Here is an 18,297-nt window from a genome sequence, read left to right as displayed (position 1 = left end):
GACAATCAGGCAATGGCCGCGTCGCGGGCGAGCGCCAAGCGGGCGCGGGCGAGCGAGGCGGCCTCGATCTCGGCATAGGCCTGGTGGAGGTCGTGCACCGGCGCGCCGAGATCGGCCTCGAAGCGCGCGCGGCTCGGATTGGCGCGAAAGTCCTGCGCGGCGTCGTCGCCGAGATTGGACTGGAAGATACCAGCCGCGCTGACGGGCAGGAAATCCTCGTAGACGATGGGCTCGGCCGTCAGGAGGCCTGCGGCGACGAGGGCGTCCGCGTCGAGGGCGATGTCCCCCTCGCGCGCAGGGCGGCCGGTGGCGGCGTAGCGGAAATAGCCGAGCCCTTCGCGGCGCAGCGTGTCGAGATCGTCGGGGAAGGCGGCGAAGACCTCCCGGAGCCGGGCGATGTACTCGGCGGCGTTGGAGCCGTCCGCGGCCGGGCGGATCTCGGCGCGGGTCGCCGCGAGGAGGCGGTCATAGAGCGCCTGGCCCTTCGGCGTCAGCGCGAGACCGCGCTCCTCGATCTCGCCGAAGCGCGCGGTGTGGGAGCCTGCGACGGTCGTCGTGCCGTCGGTGTAGGTGACGGGCTCCTCCAGCGCCTTGAAGGAGGTCTGGCGCAGGAGGATCGGCACCTTGCGCGCCGGCGGCCCCTCGATCACCGCCTTCGGCACGATGCCGCGCGCCGGCATCTGGCGCTGGACGGCCTCGATGTCGAGCGTGCGCGGCGTCAAATGGTTGATGTGCGGCCCCTTGAACGCGACGACGTCGGCGACGAGCCGGTGCGCGCCGTGAAGGCGGCGATAGAGGGCGTGGGAGACGTTCGCCACCGGATGCCAGCGGAAGGTCTCGATCGCCTCGGCAACGAACCGCTCCCCCTCGGCGGGCGCGAGGCCGCCGCGGGTCTCGGCCGCCGCGATCAGCGCGAGGCAGGCGTCGGTGAAGATTGTCCGGCGCGACAGCACCGACTCCGCCTCGTCCCGCAGATCCGGGTCGGCGATGAGGTCCAGCCGCAGCAGCGAGGTGAAGACGCGGAACGGGTTCGCCGCGAGCGCCGCCTCGCCGAGCGGGCGGAAGGCGGTCGCGTGCACCGGCACACCGGCGGCGCTGAGGTCGTAATAGCCGACCGGCGCCATGCCCATCACCGCGAAGAGGCGGCGCATCGTGGCGAGCTCCGCGGCCGTGCCGAGACGGATCGCGCCGTGGCGCTCCTCCGAGATGCGGCCGAGCGCGCCGCCCGCCGCGAGGCGATCGCGCGCGACAGGATCTTCGGCGAGGACGCCCGCATTCACCGCACGCACGAGGTCGACGAGCGTGCCATAGGCCGGAACCTCGTCGCGATACATGCGCGACATCGCGCGGGAGAACATCGTGCGGATCTCGTCCGGCGACAGCAGCGTCTCAGGCACGGCTTGAAATTCCCTCGCATCGGCCTTTGGGTCGGGCCAAGCTAAGGGCCGCGCGCGCCCCCGCCCAACGCGTGTTTCGGCTGCCCCCATTCCGGATACGCATGAGGGCGGGGCGGCGCCGGGGACGGCAGCGGCGCGGACGGGAAAGGGACGGGAATGATCATGCGACGGCGGCTCCTGCCGGACATGCGCGTCCTCATGACCTTCGAATGCGCCGCGCGGCACGGCAACTTCACCAAGGCGGCGGAGGAGCTCGCGATGACGCAGAGCGCCGTCAGCCGCCAGATGCGCGAGCTGGAGGAGCAGATCGGCAAGGATCTGTTCGAGCGGCTGCCGGGCCGCGTCGTCCCGAACCGCGCGGGGCGCGAGCTGCTGCCGGAGGTGCAGCGGCTCCTGCGCATGGCCGAGAGCACCATGCGGCACGCGGCGGCGGGTGCGGCGGGAGAGACGGTGCTCGCCGTCAACGCGCTGCCGACCTTCGCGACGCGCTGGCTGATGCCGCGCCTGCCCGCCTATCTCGCGCGGCGGCCCGATATCAGCGTGGACCTCACCACTTCCGGCGAGGTGTTCGATCTCGACGAGCGGCAGTGCGATGTCGCGATCCATTTCGGCCAGCCGATCTGGCCGGGCGGCACCGCGACCTATCTGTGCAGCGAGATCATCGTGCCCGTCGTCGGCGGCGCGCTGCGCGAGCGGGCGATCGACGGCCCGGAGGCGCTCGCCGACGTGCCGCGCCTCCACCTCAGCGAACGGCCGTGGCTGTGGAGCGACTGGTTCGCCCGGCTGGAGCTTGAGCCGGGCCCCATCGGCGCCGGTCACTGGTTCGACCAGTTCGCCCTCATCATCGAGGCGGTGCGCGGCGGGCTCGGCTGCGCCCTCCTCCCGCGCTATCTGATCGAGCGCGAGCTCGCGTCGGGGGAGCTGAAGGTCGCCCTCGACATCCCCTACTCCACCGACATGGCCTACTACATCATCGTCCCGGAAGGGCGCGCGGGCGACGCGGCGGACTTCCGCGACTGGCTGGTCGGCGAAGTCTCGTTCCGCCCGCTCGCCGGCTGAAACGCGGCGCTCAGGCCGCCGCCTCGCGGCTGAGCGAGGCGCGCAACGCCTCGAACCGGTCGATCGCCGCCATCGTGTCGGCGACCGCGAAACCGCCCGAGATCGCGGCGTCGTAGCGGGCGAGCGCCTCGCGCGTCTTGCCGGTGAAGATGACATCGTCCCCCTCCACCACCATGCCCCCGTTCGCCTCGTAGGCGGCGTTGAAGGCGACGGCCTCGGCCTCGGTCACGCCGTCCGGCAGGTCGAGGACGAGCGCCCCGCCCTCCAGCCGGACCGGATAGCCGCCCGGCAGCCCGTTCGGCCCCGGCACGTGCCCCGTCCAGGCCTTCCCCGCCGCGAGCGCCAGGAGGAGCGGCACGCCGGACGCGCCGGACAATTCGATCGCCGGCTCGCGCGTCAGCTGGACGTCGCGATAGCGCGCGTAGACGTCCGCCACCTCGGCGCCGTCGACGAAGACGCGCGGGGTCGACCCCGAGCGTTCGGCCGGGGCCTGCCGGAAGGTCGCGAGGTTCTGATAGTGGGCGAGCATCTTGAGCCGGTCGCTCGCGATCCCCTCGTGCCCCGCGAAGGCGTTCGACAGGATCGCGATGTTACCGAAGCCCGAGACGATCCCGTGCCCGAGCGCGCGGATCAGGCCGTTGACGACATCGGGGAAGCCGCAATTGAAGAAGGAAATGGCGCGCCCGGACCGGGTGATCGCCTCGGCGACGCGGATCGACAGGAGCGCCTGGCTCGGCGCCGTGATCGCAAGGCCGCCATCGGCGACGAGGCGCGCCCACCGGCTCTCCCGGCTCGCGATCACCTGCGAGGTCTGCACCGAGGCGGCCTGGGCGACGATCTTCGGCGCCAGCGCCGCGATCATCGCGTCCGGCACGCCGTCGGCGAGAAGGTCGGCCTCATAGGCGGCGAAGCGGGCGGGCGTGCCGAAGAGGGCCGCGCGGCCGTTCCCCGCCGTCACCAGCCAGCGCAGCCGGTCACGATTGCGCCCGGCGACGGTGACATGCACCGGCTCCTTCGCCGTCGCCGCGATGTCGAAGGCGATGCGGCCGGCGAACCCGCCGGTGCCGGTCAAGAGGATGTCGGTCGTCATGCGCTCTTCTCCCTTTGGGCGAGCCGATCCCAGCCATCGTCGAGACGGGTCGACAGGCGGTGCTTCATGATGCGCTGGCTCGCGGTCCGCTCGAAGCCGTCGACGACGACGACGTAGCGGGGAATCTGGTAGGGGGCGAGGCGCGCGGCGAGCCATTGAACGAGCAGCGGCGGGCTGACCGTCTGGCCCTCCTTCGGCTGGACGAAGAGCTTGATGTCCTGCTCGCCGACTTCGGCCGCGACGCCGATCATCGCGCAATCCTCGACGTCCGGATACTGGGCGGCGACATTCTCCACCTCGAAGGCGGAGACGTTCTCGCCCCGGCAGCGCACGCTGTCGGTGAGGCGGCCGTGGAAATAGAGGCGCCCGTCGGCATCGAACGAGCCGCCATCGCCGGTATAGAAACGCCCGTCGCGCAGCGCCTTCGCCGTCGCCTCCGGGTTGTCATAATAGCCCGGCGTCAATGCACCCGGCATGCGCGGAAACACGACGATCTCGCCGCGCTCGCCTTCCGGCACGGGCTTGCCCTCGGGGTCGACGATCGCGACCTCGTGCCAGGGGAGCGCCCGGCCGACCGAGCCGGGCGTCCCGTCGGTCTCCACCGTCGTCATGCTGGAGGCCTCGGTCATGCCGTAGCATTCGCGCACCGGCATCCCGAAGCGCTCGGTGAAGGCCTTGCCCGTCGCCGCCGGGCAGCCGCCGCCCCAGGCGACGCGAACGCCATGGTCGCGGTCCCGCGCCGTTTCGGGCTGTTTGAGGAGGATCTGCAGGATCCCGCCGAGATAGTGGATGTGGCTCGCCCCCTCGGCGCGCACCTGGTCCCAGAACCCGCTCGCCGAGAAGCGTGGCACCATCGCGAGCACGATGTCGTACTCCAGCGGCAACGACAGGAGCTGCGCGCCGCCGATATGGAAGAGCGGCTCCCACAGGAAGAGGACGTCGCCGTCCCTGATGTCGGCGACGAGCGCGGAGGCGCGGGCGGCATAGTTCAGCATCGAGTGGGTGACGATCACCCCCTTCGGCCGCCCCGTCGTCCCCGACGTGTACATGATCGCGAACCAGTCGGACGCTTCGGGGGCGGGCCCGGCATAGAGCCGGTCGCCCGCGAACATAGCCGAGAGGCCGCCCGCCGCGGGGTCGTGGACGATGCGCGGCGGCATCCGCTCGACGCGGGCGGCCGCCTCGTCGATCACGTCGCCGAACTCCGCGTCATGGACGAGGAGCACCGGGCGCGGGTGCTGCAACAGGTAGGAGAGGCCCTCTCCGCGCTGCTGCGCGTTGACCGGCACCCAGACGAAGCCGGCCCGCGCGAGGGCGAAGATCACCTTCAGCGCGGCGACCGAGTTGCGCATCATGACGGCGACGTGCTCGCCGCGCTTCAGGCCGCGATCGACGAGGCCTTGCGCGAAGGCGGCCGAGTCGCGGTCGAGTTCGCCGACAGTGAGGGGCGTTCCGTCGAAGCGCGCATAGAGGCGCCCCGGATCCTCGGCCGCCCGGTCGGCAAGCCGCGATACAAGGGTCGCTGGCGGAGTTGTCATTGAGGATCTCTATCGGGTTCTGGGCGTCTGAGGATCAATCGGTCCGTCGGAACCGCTCCGCGATGAGCAGGAGTGCGGTCACGATCACGAAGACGACGACGGAAACGGCCGCCAGCGTCGGATTGAGCTGAAGGAGCATGTCGTCCCACATCTGCTTCGGCAGCGTGGTCTTGATCCCGCCCGAGACGAAGATGGCGATCGTCAGCTCGTCGAACGAGGTGATGAAGGCGAGGAGGAAGGCCGCCACGAGGCCGCCGCTGATCAGCGGGATCGTGACGTGGGTGAGCGTTTTCAACGGGTTCGCGCCGAGCGTCGCCGCCGCCTGGTCGAGCCGCGTGTCGTAGGTCTTCAGGATCGCCGACACCGCGATGAGGGTGAACGGGATCGCGAGCACGGTGTGGCCGATGACGAGGCCGAGGTCCGTCCCGACGAGGCCGATCTGGGCATAGAGGTAGAAGATGCCCACCGCGATGACGATGCGCGGCACGATCATCGGCGCGAGGAAGAAGGCGAAGAGCGCCGGGCTCCACCGCGAGCGCATCCGGAAGAGGCCGAGAGCGGCGAACCCGCCGATCGCCGTCGCCGCGATGGCGGTCGCGAAGCCGACGCCGAAGGAGCGGATCGTCGCCGTCGTCCAGAGCGGCGACTCGATGAAGGTCTGGTACCATTGGAGCGACCATCCCGGCGGCGGGAAGGACAGGAAGGACGAGCTCGTGAAGCTGAGCGGGAAGATGAGGAGCGTCGGCACGACGAGGAAGGCGATGACGAACCAGGACACGCTCGCGAGCGAATAGGCGCTGGCGCGGGCGCCGACCACCGCGCGCGTGCCACGGCCGATGAACGCGCACACGTCCGCGACGCCGCAGAGGGCCCAGTTCGCGAGCGCCCTGCTCCAGCCGCTGCCCGACCGCCCAGACCCGCCCGTGACGGTGGAGATGCCGAAGAGGCGGTCATAGACGAAGCAGGTGACGAGCGCGGCGACCAGCATCAGCGTCGCGAGCGCGCCCGCGAACTGCCAGTTCAGGAGCTCCTGGATCTGGGTGATGACGAGCTGGGCGAGCATCTGGTTGCGCGAGCCGCCGAGGAAGGCCGGCACGATGAAGAAGCCGAGCGAGAAGATGAAGACCAGCAGCCCCGCCGCCGTGACGCCCGGCAGCGAGAGGCGGAAGAAGATCAGCCAGAAGGCGTGCGCCGGCGTCGCGCCGAGCGTCATCGCCGCGTTGCCGAGGCGGCGGTCGATGTTCGCCATGATCGGCAGCATGGTGATGACGGCGAGCGGCACCATCGCGTGGACCATGCCGATCATGATGCCGAGCTGGTTGTACATGAGCGAGACGGGCCGCTCGACAAGGCCGCTGCCGGTGAGGATGTCGTTGATGACGCCGGTGCGCCCGAGAAGGATCATCCAGGCGAACGTCTTGACGAGATAGCTCGTCCAGAACGGCACCATGACGAACATGAGGAGCTTGCCGCGCCAGATCGATGGCTGCCGGTTCAGCCAGTAGGCGACCGGATAGCCGACGAGGAGCGAGACGGCGGCCGTCATCAGCGCGATGCGGAAGGTGATCCCGAGGACGCGCACATAGAGGTCGGTCTGCGCGATGCGCTCGTAATTTTCCAGGCTGAACGCGCCGGTCTGGTCGGTCAGGCTGAGGAGGAGCAGGCGCGCGACCGGCCAGGCGAAGAAGTAGACGAGGAAGAGGACGCCCGGCAGCACGAGCCAGAGCGCCGAGGGCCTCGCGAAGCGCCAGCGCGGGCGGGGCGCGCCGGCCTCGGTGTCGTCGAGCGCGGTCACGCTCATGGCACCATCGTCGCGATGTCGGGATTCCAGGAGGCCGAGATCCGCTCGCCGAGCGTCGGGATGGGGCTGCCGGGCAGAAGGCGCAGGATGAACTCGTCCGCCCCCTCGCCCCCTGCCGCGCCGCCGGCGTCGAGCCGCGTGATGATCCGCGTCTCCGAGCCGGCATAGACGACCTCGCGCACGGTGCCGCACACGCGATTCTCGCACGCCTCGCCGAGGGTGAGCTGCTCCGGGCGCACGACGATCGCGGCGCCGGTGCCGGGCGCGTCCGCCGGCACCGTGAACGCGCCGTGCGGGGTGACGAGGCGGCCGTCGCTGCGCTCGCCGCGGAAGATGTTGGAGAGGCCGATGAAGTTCGCGGCGAACTCGGTCCGCGGCCGGCTGTAGATCTCGTGGGGCGTGCCGATCTGCTCGACCTTCGCGTGGTTCATCACGCAGATCCGGTCGGACATGGCGAGCGCCTCTTCCTGATCGTGCGTGACGTAGATGATCGTCGCCCCCGTCTCGCGATGGAGGCGCTTGATCTCGATCTGCATCTCGTCGCGCAGCTTCTTGTCGAGCGCGCCGAGCGGCTCGTCCATCAGGATGATGGACGGCTCGTAGACGAAGCAGCGGGCGAGCGCGACGCGCTGCTGCTGTCCGCCGGAGAGTTCGCGCGGGAAGCGGTGCCCGAGATGGCCGAGATGGACCATCTCGAGCGCCGCCTTCACCTTGGCCTTCGCCTCGGCCCCCGCGATGCCGCGCATCTTCAGCGGAAAGGCGACATTCTCGCCCACCGTGAGGTGCGGGAAGAGGGCGTAGTGCTGGAAAACGAGGCCGATATCGCGCTGATAGACCGGGACGCCGGTCTGGTCCTTACCGTCGATGAGGACGGTGCCGCCCGCGGGCTCCAGGAGCCCGCAGACGAGTTGCAACAGCGTCGACTTGCCCGAGCCCGACGGGCCGAGCAGCGTCAGGAACTCGCCGACGGCCACGGTGATGTCGGTCGGCTCGAGCGCGACGAGGAGGCCGAAGCGCATCTCCAGGCCTTGCGTCACGAGCTTCGCGGCTCCGCCCGAAGCCGGGGGGACGAGTTCCGTCATGTCATGCTGTCCTTCTGAGCGAGTCTGGTCAGGCGATCCGGATCAGGACAGGAGCCAGGTGTTGAAGCGCTCGGACACCTCGGCCCGGTTCTCGGCCCACCAGTCGGAGTTGGCGATCACCATCTTCGACAGGTTGTTCGGCGAGGTCGGGAGGATCTTCGCCCGCTCCGCGTCGATGTGTTCATAGGCCTTGAGGTTGGTCGGGCCGTAGGAGAGGACGCTCGTATAGGCGGCCTGACGTTCCGGATCGGAGCAGAAGCGGACGAACTCGCGGGCGAGATCGGCGCGCGGGCCACCCTTCGGCAGGCCCCAGCCCTCGATGCTGTAGAGGCCCTCGGTCCAGTCGAGCGCCACCGGGGCGCCGCCGTCGATCGCGGCCTGGAGGCGCGCGTTCCAGCCGGGGATCATGTCGACTTCACCGCTCTGGATGAGCTGCGTCGACTGCGCGCCCGACGACCACCACACGGCGATGTGCTTCTTGATCTTGTCGAGGCTCGCGAAGGCGCGGTCGACGTCGAGCGGGTAGAGGTCGGCCGGGGCGACGCCGTCGGCCATCAGCGCCTGCTCGAGCGTGTCGATCGGGTTCTGACGCAGCGAGCGCACGCCCGGGAACGCCTCGACGTCCCAGAACTCGGCCCAGGTGGAGGGCCCCTTGTCGAGGATGTCGGTGCGGAAGGCCTTGATGGTGGAGTAGACGTCCGTGCCCATCCAGAATTCGTTGATGGCCTCCGGCATCAGATCCGGCACGTCGTCGTGGCTGAAGCCGATCGGATCGAGGAGGTCCTGCGCGGCGAGGATGTCGCGCGCGGAGATGGTCAGCGTGCACACGTCCCAGGTGTAGCTGCCGGTCTCGACGATAGCCTTGAACTGGGCGGTCGGCTCCGCGTCGCGCGCGACGTTGATGACCGTGTTCCCCGTCGCCTCTTCGAACGGGCGATAGAAGGCCGTCGAGAAGGCTTCACGGAACGGGCCGCCGGGATCGGCGACGGTGATCGAGCCGGCGGCGCGCGCGCGGCCGATGAGGGCCGGCGAAGCTAGGCCGACGGCGGCAGCGCCAGCCGTCAGCTGCAGGACGCGGCGGCGATGAGGTGCGAACTTCTGCATTGTCACTCCTTCCTGGTTCGGTCGTCCGGTTTCTTCTGTTACGCCGCCCCGCGTGCGGCCTTGCGGGCGGCGCGCTCGGCGAGGAACTGTTCCATCATCCGCCCCGGCTCGCCGGTGGCGTAGGCTTCGCGCTGGATGCGCACGCCGGCCGCGAGCGTGTCGCGGAAGAGCGGCTCGGTGACCTCGCGGAAGCGCTGGCGGGTGAGGCGCATTGCGTTCGGCGGCATCTTGGCGAGCTCGTTCGCGAGCGCGATCGTCTCCTCCATCAGCTTGTCCTTGGGGACGAGACGGCTGAGGACACCGACCGCCATGCACTCCTGTGCGTCCATCATCCGCCCGGTGAGGGTGAGGTCGATGGTGCGGGCAAGGCCGATATGCTCGCGCATGATCCAGGGGCCGGTGACCGAGGCGATGCCCGACTTCAGCTCGGGCTGGCCCATGGTCGTGCCCTCGTGGCCGACGCGCAGGTCGCACAGGAGCGCGACCTGGAAGGCCGAGCCGGCCGCGACGCCGTTGAGGGCGGCGACGATCGGCTTCGAGAGGCCGCGAATCGTGGAATAGAGCGCGTCCCACTCCGCCATCCACGCCTCGGCGCGGTCGGCGTCGAACGTCTTCGTCTCGTTGAGGTCCTGCCCGGCGCCGAATGCGCGGTCGCCGGCACCGGTGAGGACGATGGCGCGGATCGCGTCGTCGGCGTCCATCGCCTGGAGGGTCGCGACGAGGTCCGTGCGCATCGGCGCGTTCCACGCGTTCAGCACCTCGGGCCGGTTGAGGGTGATGATCCCGACCGGGCCGACGATTTCTTTGAGGATGAACTCGGCCATTGCGTCACTCGCCTTTTATTGCAATGCGATAGTTGTTATTAAATGGTCACGCGATCGTCAGGTCGTGTCAATCCGGTTTTTTCGGCAGAGGGGTCAGATGGCGGGCAAGGGATCTACGAAGGGCGCGAAGGATGGCGGCGCGCCGGCCCGCGACCCGCTCGCGGTGCAGTCCGTCGAAAAGGCGTTCCGCGTCCTCGAGGCGTTCGAGGGGACCCATTCGGTGATGAGCCTCTCTGAGGTGGCGGTCGCGACGGGGCTCGATGTGAGCGCCGCCCAGCGCTTCACCCACACGCTGACGCGCCTCGGCTACCTCGTGAAGGACGGCAAGACCAAGCGCTTCAAGCTGACCTCCAAGGCCATGCGCCTCGGCTACAACTTCCTGTCCGGGGAACGTATTGTGGCAACGGCGATGCCCTACCTCATGCACATCAGCAAGGAGACGGAAGAAACCGTCAACCTGACGATGCTCGAGGGGGCCAACGTCCTCTTCCTCGCCCGCCTCGTCAGCCGCAACGTGCTGAGCACGGACGTGATCGTCGGCTCGCGAATGCCGGCCTATTGCTCCGCCCCCGGGATCGCGATGCTTTCGCGCCTGCCGGAGGATGAGGCGGTCGACATCCTCGACCGCAGCGACATCGTCGCCCACACGCCCTACACGACGGTCGATCGCGACGCGCTGATCGACAAGATCCGCCTCTCCGCCCAGCAAGGCTACGCGACCTCCTTCGAGGAGCTTTACCGCGGCGACGCCTCGATCGCGGTCCCCATCCTCGACGAGAAGAGGCGGCCGGAAGGGGCGATCAACATCGCCGTCTCCTACTCGCGATACCGACCCGACCAGATCGTCCCGAAGTTCGCGACGATGCTGCTCGACGCCGCCCGCGCCATCTCGCGGACCTGATCGCGCCACCGGAGGCGATTGACAGCGGGACGACAGAAGCGCACGCTTCAATAAGGAATATTGCATTGCAATAAACATGGAGCGGGGATTGGCTCAGTTTGTTCGGGTGGCGTCGCGCCCTGGGCGGACCGTGACCATCACCGTCGACGGGTCGCCGGTTGAGGCGCGCGAGGGCGACAGCCTGCTCGCGGCGATGCTGACCGTCGCACCCGACCTGCGCCGCCTCGAATTCGGGGGCGCCCCGCGCGCCGGCTTCTGCCTGATGGGCGCCTGCCACGACTGCATGGTCTCGACCGAGGACGGGGCGCGCCTTCGCGCCTGCACAACCCTCGTGCGCGACGGGCTCATGGTGCGCCGCACGCCCGCCTCCCTCCACGGCCACGCGCCCCTCGCCGTTCCCCGCCCCTTCGCAGAGGACGAGGCATGAGCGTCGTCGTCGTCGGGGCCGGCCCCGCCGGGATCCGCGCGGCCGAGACCCTCGCCGCGCATGGCGTGCGCCCGGTCCTTCTCGACGAGAGCCGCCGCCCCGGCGGGCAGGGCCACCGCGAGATCATGCCGGGCCTCGACCCCGCCGCCCTCATGGGCACGGAAGCGGCGGCCTATGCCCGCCTCCACGCCGATTTCGCCGCCCTCGCCCCGGCGATCGACTACCGCCCCGAGACCCTCGTCTGGGCCGCCGACGGCCGCCGCCTCCATCTCCTGTCGGCAGGACGCGCGGTGGCGCTCGACGCCGAGGCGATCATCCTCGCGACCGGGGCCATGGACCGCGTGATGCCGCTTCCGGGCTGGACGCTCCCCGGCGTCTACACGCTCGGCGGCGCGCAGGTCGCGCTGAAGGGAGAGGGGTGCCTCATCGGCCGGCGCGTCGCCTTCGTGGGCTCCTCCCCCCTCCTCACCCTCGCCGCCCTCCAATATGCCGAGGCCGGGGCAGAGATCGCCGGCATCTTCGACACGACCCCCTTTGCCGCAAAGCTCGCCGCCGGGCCGGGGATGTTCGCCGCCTCGCCGCGCACCACATGGCGCGGGCTCAAATATCTCTCCGCCCTCTCCCGCCGCGGCGTCCCGCTCGCCTTCGGCGTCCGGCCCGTCCGAGTCGCGGGGACGGGCCATGTCGAGGCGATCGAGATCGCGCGTGGCGGCCGGGTCCAGCGGATCGAATGCGACGCCGTGGCGCTCGGCTACGGGCTGAAGCCCGAGACGCAGCTCGCCGAACTCCTCGGCGCGAACCTGGCGTTCGACCCGGCGACGCGCCTCCACCTCCCCGTCACCGATCAAGACGGGCGCGCGGGACCGGGCCTCTACCTCGCCGGCGACGGCGCGGCGATCGGCGGCGCGGACGCGGCGGAGGCGAGCGGCCGGCTCGCCGCTCTCGCCCTCCTCGCCGATCGCGGCACGGAAACGGGCGAGGCGGCCGCGCCGCTCCGCCGCCGCGTCGCGCGCCTGCGCCGCTTCCAGAAGAGCCTCGGCCGCGCCTTCGCCTGGCCGGTGGCCGAGGCCGCCGCGCTCGACGGCGACACGGTCCTCTGCCGCTGCGAGAACGTCACCGTCGGCGCGGTGCGGGAGGCGATGTCCGCCGAGCTCGGCCCGCTCGACCTCAACCGCGTCAAGGCGATCACCCGCACGGGGATGGGGCGCTGCCAGGGCCGCGTCTGCGGCCCTGCCTTCGCGGAGGTCGTCGCGGCTCACGCCGGGTGCCCGATCGCGGCGGTCGGGCGGCTGCGCGGCCAGGCGCCGGTGAAACCGATCCCGCTCAGCGCCGCGACACCCGCGCCGCGCGCGGACATCGCCGCGTGAGCGGGACGTTCGACGTCGTGGTCGTCGGCGGCGGCCTTATCGGCGCATGGACCGCGCTGGAGCTCACCCGCCGCTCGCGCCGCGTCGCGCTCATCGAGAAGGGCGTCGTCGGCGCCCAGTCGAGCGGGGTGAATTTCGGCAGCCTGCGCCTCCAGGGCCGCTACCCCGCCCAATACCCGCTCTCGATGCGCGCGCAGGAGATGTGGGAGCGCTTCAACGAACTGATCGGCGAGGGCTGCGAGTACGACCGCTCCGGCCACCTCTATTGCGCCGTCACGCAGGAGGAGGCCGAGGGCCTCCACCACTATGCCGACATCTCCCGCGAGAACGGTCTCGCGGTCGAGATCCTGGAAGGCGACGCCCTCTTCACCCGCTTCCCGTGGCTCTCGCGCGAGATCCGCGTCGCGAGCCATTCGGCGCGCGACGCCAACGCCAACCCGCGCCTCGCGACGCCCGCCGTCGCGCGCGCCGCCCGCGCCGCCGGCGTCACCGTGATGGAGCGCACCGAGGTCCGCGCGATCGATCCGGCGGGGGACGGCTTCGAGGTGCGGCTCGACACCGGCACATTGAGCGCCGGCCATGTCGTCAACGCAGCCGGGGCCTGGAGCGTCGCCTTCGCCGAGCGCTTCGGGGAGAGCGTCCCCGTCCTCCCCGCCGGGCCGCCACAGTTTGTCACCGAGCCGCTCCCCTACACGATCCGCCCGACCGTGCAGCGGATCGACGGCTCGGTGATCGCGCGGCAGATCCCGCGCGGCAACGTGGTCGTCGCCGGTTATCCGCGCACCCAGGCCGACCCTGTCGCCAACCGCGCGCCCGTGCCGCCGTGGAAGACCCTTGCCACCATGGCCGCCCTCGCCGGGTGCATCCCGATCCTCTCCGACGCCCAGATCATCCGCGTGTGGTCCGGCATCGAGGCCTACATCCCCGACATGATCCCCGTCATCGGCGAGAGTCTCACGCAGCCGGGCCTGATCCACGCCTTCGGCTTCTGCGGCCACGGCTTCCAGATCGCGCCGGGCGTCGCGGCATGCATCGCGGACCTCGTCATCGACGGCGCCACGGCGACGCCGCTCGCCGCCTTCTCGATCGGCCGCTTCGCGGGTGAGCGGGTGATCAGCGAGAAATTCCGCCGCGAGTTCGACGCCGAGGCGGTCGGCGGCTGACAGAAGCTGGAGAGAGAATGCCCACAGTCGCCGTGATCGGCGCCGGTATCATCGGCGCCTGGACCGCGCTGGAATGCCTGGATGCCGGGTTCGACGTCGTCCTGATCGACCCCGGCGCGCCGGGCGGGCGGCAGGCGGCGAGCTACGGCAATGGCGGCTGGGTGCTGGAGGCGAGCCTCCTGCCGGTCGCGACGCCGGGGCTCTGGAAGAAGCTTCCCGGCATGCTCGCCGACCGGCGCGGCGCGCTGACGGTGCGCTGGCGTCACCTGCCGCGCCTCGCCCCCTGGCTCTTCGCGTTCGTCGCCTCCGGCGCGACCGAGGAACGCATCGCCCGCATCGCCGCCGCGCGGCACGTCCTCATCGCCGGCGCGGCCGACCGCTACCGGGCCTTGGTGGGCCCCGCGGGCGTCGGCGACATCCTCCTCGATGTCGGCCACACCTACGTCTATCGCGACGAGGCGGACTATCGTGGCGACGCTCTCTCCTGGCGGATGCGGGCGGAGTATGGCTACCCGCACGAGACGCTCACCGGCGCGGCGCTCAGCGCGCACGAGCCGGGGCTCGGCCCCGACTACCGCTTCGGCGCCCACATCCCGGGCGGCCTCTATACGGGCGAGCCGGGGACGGTCGTCGCGCGTTTCTGCGACCTCGCCGAGGCGCGGGGCGCGCGCCGGGTCGAGGCGACCGCCACAGGCTTCGTGTTCGAGGGGGACCGCCTCGCCGCCGTGAAGACCGACGCCGGCGACGTCGCGGCCGACCGGGCCGTGGTCGCGAGCGGCATCGCCTCGAAGGCGCTCGCCCGCGCGGCCGGCGACCGCGTGCCGCTCGAAAGCGAGCGGGGCTACCACGTCGTCGTGCGCGATCCGGAATACATGCCGCGCCATCCGGTGATGCCGGGCGACGGCAAGATGGCACTGACGCCGACCGCGGAGGGCCTTCGCGTCGCCGGGCAGGTGGAGCTCGCGAGCGTCGCCGCCCCGCCCGACTGGCGGCGGGTCGACGTGCTCCTCGACAATCTCCACCGCGCCTACCCCGCGATCCCGCGCCGCCCGGACCCCGACCGGCTCGACCGCTGGATGGGGCACCGCCCCTCCACCCCGGACGGCCTGCCGATCATCGACCGCTCCACCCGCTCCGGCGACGTCCTCTACGCGTTCGGCCACGGGCACAGCGGGCTCAGCCTCGCGCCCGGCACCGCGCGGATCGTGGCCGGCCTCCTCGGCGACCGCCCGCCGAACCACGATCTCGCCCCCTACAGCCTCGCCCGTTTCGGCCCCAGGAGATCGCGATGATCCACCTCGACGACGCCGCCATCGCGCGCCTCGCGATCGACCCGGCCGACATGCGCCGCACGGTGGCCGAGGCCTTCCGCCTCTGGCACGCGGGCGCGGTGGTGGCGGAGCCGAAGACCTCGCTCGAGATCACGCCGACGCACCGCTTCCAGTCGATGTGCGCGGCCTCGGAGGCGCTCGGGATCGCCGTCGTCAAATGGGTCGGCGTGACGCCCGCCCCGCCGGGATCGACCGGCGCGGGGATCCACGCCGTCCTCGTCGTCAACGACTTCACGAGCGGCCGCCCCCTCGCGCTGATGGCCGGCAACGTGCTGACGGGGCTTCGGACCGCGGCGATGTCGGCGGCGGCGGCCGATCGCCTCGCCGACCGCACCGCGCCCCACACGCTCGGCTTCGTCGGCTGCGGCCTCCAGGCGCGCCACCACCTCGCCGCCTTCCTCCCCCTCTTCCCGAACGTGACGCGCATCCTCGCGACGAGCCGCGGCGGGAGCCGCGATGCGTTCGCGGCATGGGCGCGCGAGACGCACGGCGTCGACATCGCGGTGACGGCGGACCCGGACGAGGTGGTGGCGGCCTCCTCGCTCCTCGTCACCACCGTCCCCTCCGGCGTGCCGCCCTTCCTGTCGGCCGAGGCGCTGCCGGCGGGCGCGTTCGTCGCCGCAGCCGATCTCGGGCGGGCCTTCATCCCCGCGACGCTCGGCGCGATCGACGCCTTCTACACGGACGATCTCGCGCAGGAGGCGGCGCACCCGATCGTCCCGCCCCCGTGGACGGTCACGGCCGATCTCGGCGCGATCGTGACCGACGGCGTCCCGGCCGCCCGGCCCGGCGAACGCCGCATGTTCGTCTTCCGCGGCCACGGCGTCGGCGACCTTGCCGGCGCGAGCCTCGTGCGCGAGCGCGCCGCGGCAGAGGGCGCCGGCATCCATCTCGCCGACCCCGCCTGAGCCCCGGCGCGGCCGACGCCGCGTCCTCCGCCTTGCCCATCCGCCCCGCGCCGCCTCCGCGCGCCGGGCCGACCCTCCTCCCCGATCGGCAGCATGAAAGGCAACTTGGTGAAACACTTGCGACTTCTGGCAATCCTGCCGATCGCGACCGGCCCGGCGCTCGCCGATCCGCTCGACATCTTCGTCGGACCCGTTCTGGAGCGCCAGGCCGACGACCTCGTTACCAACGGGCTCGGCATCGCGGGCCTCGCGGCCGACGCCGACCTCGACCCCACCGACCCCGAGGACCTTCAGACGATGCTTCTGAAATCCTCCGGGCGGGCGGAGGTCGGCTATGGGCGCACCTACGGCCCCAACATCGACCCCGCGACGGAGGCGGAGCGTGACGCGGTCCTGCCGGCGGGCCGCGAGTTCCGCGCACTGGTGCGTACCGGCCCCGGCGTGTCGGTCGCGCTCCTTCAGGTGCCCGACAGTTTCGACCCGGCAGCGCCCTGCATGGTCGGCATTTCGACCGCCGGCACCTCGGACCCGCTGGTCGAGATGAATGGGCACGGCTTCTGGGGCTTCATGCACGGATGCGCGGTCGTCTGGTCCGACAAGGGCGCGGGCTCGGGCGCGTTCGACCTCGCCTCCGGCCGCGCCGTCGCGCTCGACGGGACATCGGTCGACGCGGCGGGGAACGCCCCGGTGAAATTCACCCTCGCCGCGGACGAGATCGCGGCGGCGCGCGAGGCGGGCCTCGGCGATCGCGTCGCCTACAAGTGGGCGAACGCGGGCTGGAGCAACGAGGAATATGCCGGCGACGCGCTCCTCAACGCGCTCCATTTCGGCTTCGAGACCCTCGACCGGCTCTACGACGCGCCGATCAATCCCGGCAACACGGTGGTGATCGCCACGGGCCATTCGGGCGGCGGCGGGGGCGCGATCCAGGCGGCCGAGCGCGACATTGACGGGCTGATCGACGGCGTCGTCGCGCGCGCCCCGCAGACGCAGACCTTCCCGAGCGAGCGGATCGCGATCACCGCCGGCGGCGAGACGAAACGCGCCACCGCGCGCAACCTCGCGGACTATTTCGCCGTCGCCGACCTCTACCGGATCTGCGCCCTCGGCGCGCTGCCGGACGACCCGGCCCACGGCTGGATCGCCAACGTCGCCGACCGCTGCACGGGCCTTGCCGAAAAGGGCCTCGTCTCCGGCGAGACGACCGAGGCGCAGGCCGCCGACGCACTCGCGAAGCTCACGGAATACGGCTTCTCCGACGCGATCGAGCCCTTCCTCGGCGCGACCGCGCTCTTTGAGCTCTACACCTACGGGCTCGTCTCCCAATATGGCGGCTTCACCCTCGCCGAGCACCTTTGCAACTACTCGATCGGCGCCGTCAGCGAGGGCAAGTCCGTCGCGACCCCGCCGGAAACCGCCGCGCAGCTCGGCTTCATCGCCCGCTCCGGCAAGCCCGACCGCAAGGCCGTCGACCTCCTGAACGATGCCGACCCGTCCGGCCCGCATTCGAGCCGGGGATCCACCTCGGCGAGCACCGGGCGCGCGGACTACAATCTCGACGGCGCGCTGTGCCTCCTCGACGCCGCCCGCTCGCCGCGCGTGGTGAACACGGTGGCGCGGCTCCTGATGGACGGCGACCTCCACGGCAAGCCGACCATCATCGTCCAGGGCGCGGGCGACGAGGTGCTGCCCGCCGACATGGTCGCCCGCCCCTATGTGGGCCTCAATTCCATCGTGGAGGGTGAGGCGAGCCGGCTTCGCTATATCGACCTGCCGAACGCCATGCACGGGGACCCGTACCTGAAATTCGGCGAGACGATGGTGCCCTGGGGCCTCTACCACATCCGCGCGCTGGAGCTGATGTGGAACACCCTCACCGAGGACGCTCCGCTCCCGCCGCACCAGGTGGTGCGCGCCCGCGTCGAGAACGGCGAGGCGGTGCTGCCGCCGATCGCGATGGACCCGGCCCCGGCCGACCGCATCATCGTGGAGAACGGACACCTCACGATCCCGCAATAGCGAGGCGGCGCGGCCGAAAATCCGTCACCGGAGCGCCAACTCCCCGCTCCGGTGATCCCGCAAAGGGCGGCGCCGCGAGGCGCGGCCATCTTCCGCCGCCGGAGCGCGCGGCGGGAGACGCGATCGGCTGCCCGCACGCCAGGGCTCGCACGCACCACGGGCCATGCACGACGCCGAAGAAGACTCGTCGCGAGCCGCTTGACAGGGGAAACTGAACGTCGAAAAATAATTACGGCAATTGAATAGCAATCAGTCGATCCTTGGCCACTCAGATTTCCCGGGCCTA

The 18,297-nt window shown here is 71.0% G+C and carries 15 protein-coding genes; 8 read left to right on the top strand and 7 right to left on the bottom strand.

The genetic code is table 11. From position 1 onward, the window contains the following. Positions 1–5: 5 nt before the first annotated feature. Positions 6–1,397, bottom strand: coding sequence for a 2-oxoadipate dioxygenase/decarboxylase HglS (gene hglS / locus DBV35_RS07830; RefSeq protein ID WP_108659611.1), 1,392 nt, complete (start codon positions 1,395–1,397; stop codon positions 6–8). 156 nt (positions 1,398–1,553) lie between these two features. On the opposite strand from hglS, the gene DBV35_RS07825 reads away from it, so the two are divergent. Next, positions 1,554–2,456 (top strand): LysR family transcriptional regulator, encoded by a 903-nt coding sequence (locus tag DBV35_RS07825; protein ID WP_108659610.1) that lies wholly within the window; start codon positions 1,554–1,556, stop codon positions 2,454–2,456. A 10-nt stretch (positions 2,457–2,466) separates the two neighbouring features. Here the strand turns inward: DBV35_RS07825 and DBV35_RS07820 are convergent, their stop codons facing one another. Genes DBV35_RS07820 through DBV35_RS07795 form a run of 6 tightly spaced genes read right to left on the bottom strand, consistent with a single transcriptional unit; the run spans position 2,467 to position 9,895 of the window. Continuing rightward, positions 2,467–3,546 carry a hypothetical protein gene (locus tag DBV35_RS07820; RefSeq protein ID WP_108659609.1) on the bottom strand — a complete coding sequence of 360 codons (1,080 nt, stop codon included), beginning with the start codon at positions 3,544–3,546 and terminating at the stop codon, positions 2,467–2,469. Then, the gene (locus tag DBV35_RS07815; RefSeq protein ID WP_108659608.1) at positions 3,543–5,084 is read right to left on the bottom strand and encodes a class I adenylate-forming enzyme family protein; all 1,542 of its coding nucleotides are present in this window, start codon (positions 5,082–5,084) and stop codon (positions 3,543–3,545) included. The genes DBV35_RS07820 and DBV35_RS07815 overlap by 4 nt, the downstream gene beginning before the upstream one ends. Before the next feature lie 34 nt (positions 5,085–5,118). After that, entirely contained in the window at positions 5,119–6,885 is a 1,767-nt protein-coding gene (locus tag DBV35_RS07810) for an ABC transporter permease subunit (protein WP_108659607.1), read from the bottom strand. Then, positions 6,882–7,967, bottom strand: coding sequence for an ABC transporter ATP-binding protein (locus DBV35_RS07805; RefSeq protein WP_108659606.1), 1,086 nt, complete (start codon positions 7,965–7,967; stop codon positions 6,882–6,884). Before DBV35_RS07805 ends, DBV35_RS07810 begins: the two co-directional genes overlap by 4 nt. Positions 7,968–8,009: 42 nt before the next feature. Then, positions 8,010–9,071 (bottom strand): ABC transporter substrate-binding protein, encoded by a 1,062-nt coding sequence (locus DBV35_RS07800; protein ID WP_108659605.1) that lies wholly within the window; start codon positions 9,069–9,071, stop codon positions 8,010–8,012. Between the two features lie 38 nt (positions 9,072–9,109). Then, positions 9,110–9,895, bottom strand: a complete 786-nt coding sequence (locus tag DBV35_RS07795) for an enoyl-CoA hydratase/isomerase family protein (protein WP_108659604.1) — start codon at positions 9,893–9,895, stop codon at positions 9,110–9,112. A 97-nt stretch (positions 9,896–9,992) separates the two neighbouring features. Between DBV35_RS07795 and DBV35_RS07790 the strand changes: the two genes are divergently transcribed. The 7 genes from DBV35_RS07790 to DBV35_RS07760 all read left to right on the top strand — a co-directional run bounded on the left by DBV35_RS07790 (position 9,993) and on the right by DBV35_RS07760 (position 18,011). Continuing rightward, the gene (locus tag DBV35_RS07790; protein WP_108659603.1) at positions 9,993–10,796 is read left to right on the top strand and encodes an IclR family transcriptional regulator; all 804 of its coding nucleotides are present in this window, start codon (positions 9,993–9,995) and stop codon (positions 10,794–10,796) included. Between the two features lie 130 nt (positions 10,797–10,926). Beyond that, positions 10,927–11,223: a 2Fe-2S iron-sulfur cluster-binding protein gene (locus tag DBV35_RS07785; protein ID WP_205648502.1), complete on the top strand. Its 297-nt coding sequence runs from the start codon at positions 10,927–10,929 to the stop codon at positions 11,221–11,223. Next, positions 11,220–12,590 (top strand): FAD/NAD(P)-dependent oxidoreductase, encoded by a 1,371-nt coding sequence (locus tag DBV35_RS07780; RefSeq protein WP_108659601.1) that lies wholly within the window; start codon positions 11,220–11,222, stop codon positions 12,588–12,590. The genes DBV35_RS07785 and DBV35_RS07780 overlap by 4 nt, the downstream gene beginning before the upstream one ends. Next, complete coding sequence (locus tag DBV35_RS07775; protein WP_108659600.1) at positions 12,587–13,753, top strand: NAD(P)/FAD-dependent oxidoreductase; 1,167 nt, start codon at positions 12,587–12,589, stop codon at positions 13,751–13,753. Before DBV35_RS07780 ends, DBV35_RS07775 begins: the two co-directional genes overlap by 4 nt. A gap of 17 nt (positions 13,754–13,770) precedes the next feature. Next, positions 13,771–15,045 (top strand): NAD(P)/FAD-dependent oxidoreductase, encoded by a 1,275-nt coding sequence (locus tag DBV35_RS07770; protein WP_108659599.1) that lies wholly within the window; start codon positions 13,771–13,773, stop codon positions 15,043–15,045. Next, on the top strand, positions 15,042–15,992 hold the full coding sequence (locus DBV35_RS07765) for a hypothetical protein (RefSeq protein WP_108659598.1): 951 nt from the start codon (positions 15,042–15,044) through the stop codon (positions 15,990–15,992). The genes DBV35_RS07770 and DBV35_RS07765 overlap by 4 nt, the downstream gene beginning before the upstream one ends. Positions 15,993–16,109: 117 nt before the next feature. Beyond that, complete coding sequence (locus DBV35_RS07760) at positions 16,110–18,011, top strand: 3-hydroxybutyrate oligomer hydrolase family protein (protein ID WP_157961628.1); 1,902 nt, start codon at positions 16,110–16,112, stop codon at positions 18,009–18,011. Positions 18,012–18,297: the final 286 nt, after the last annotated feature.

It is taken from the genome of Acuticoccus kandeliae (assembly GCF_003073115.1).
Note: the sequence above shows the minus strand (reverse complement) of the source record. Positions and strands in the feature narration are given on the sequence as shown.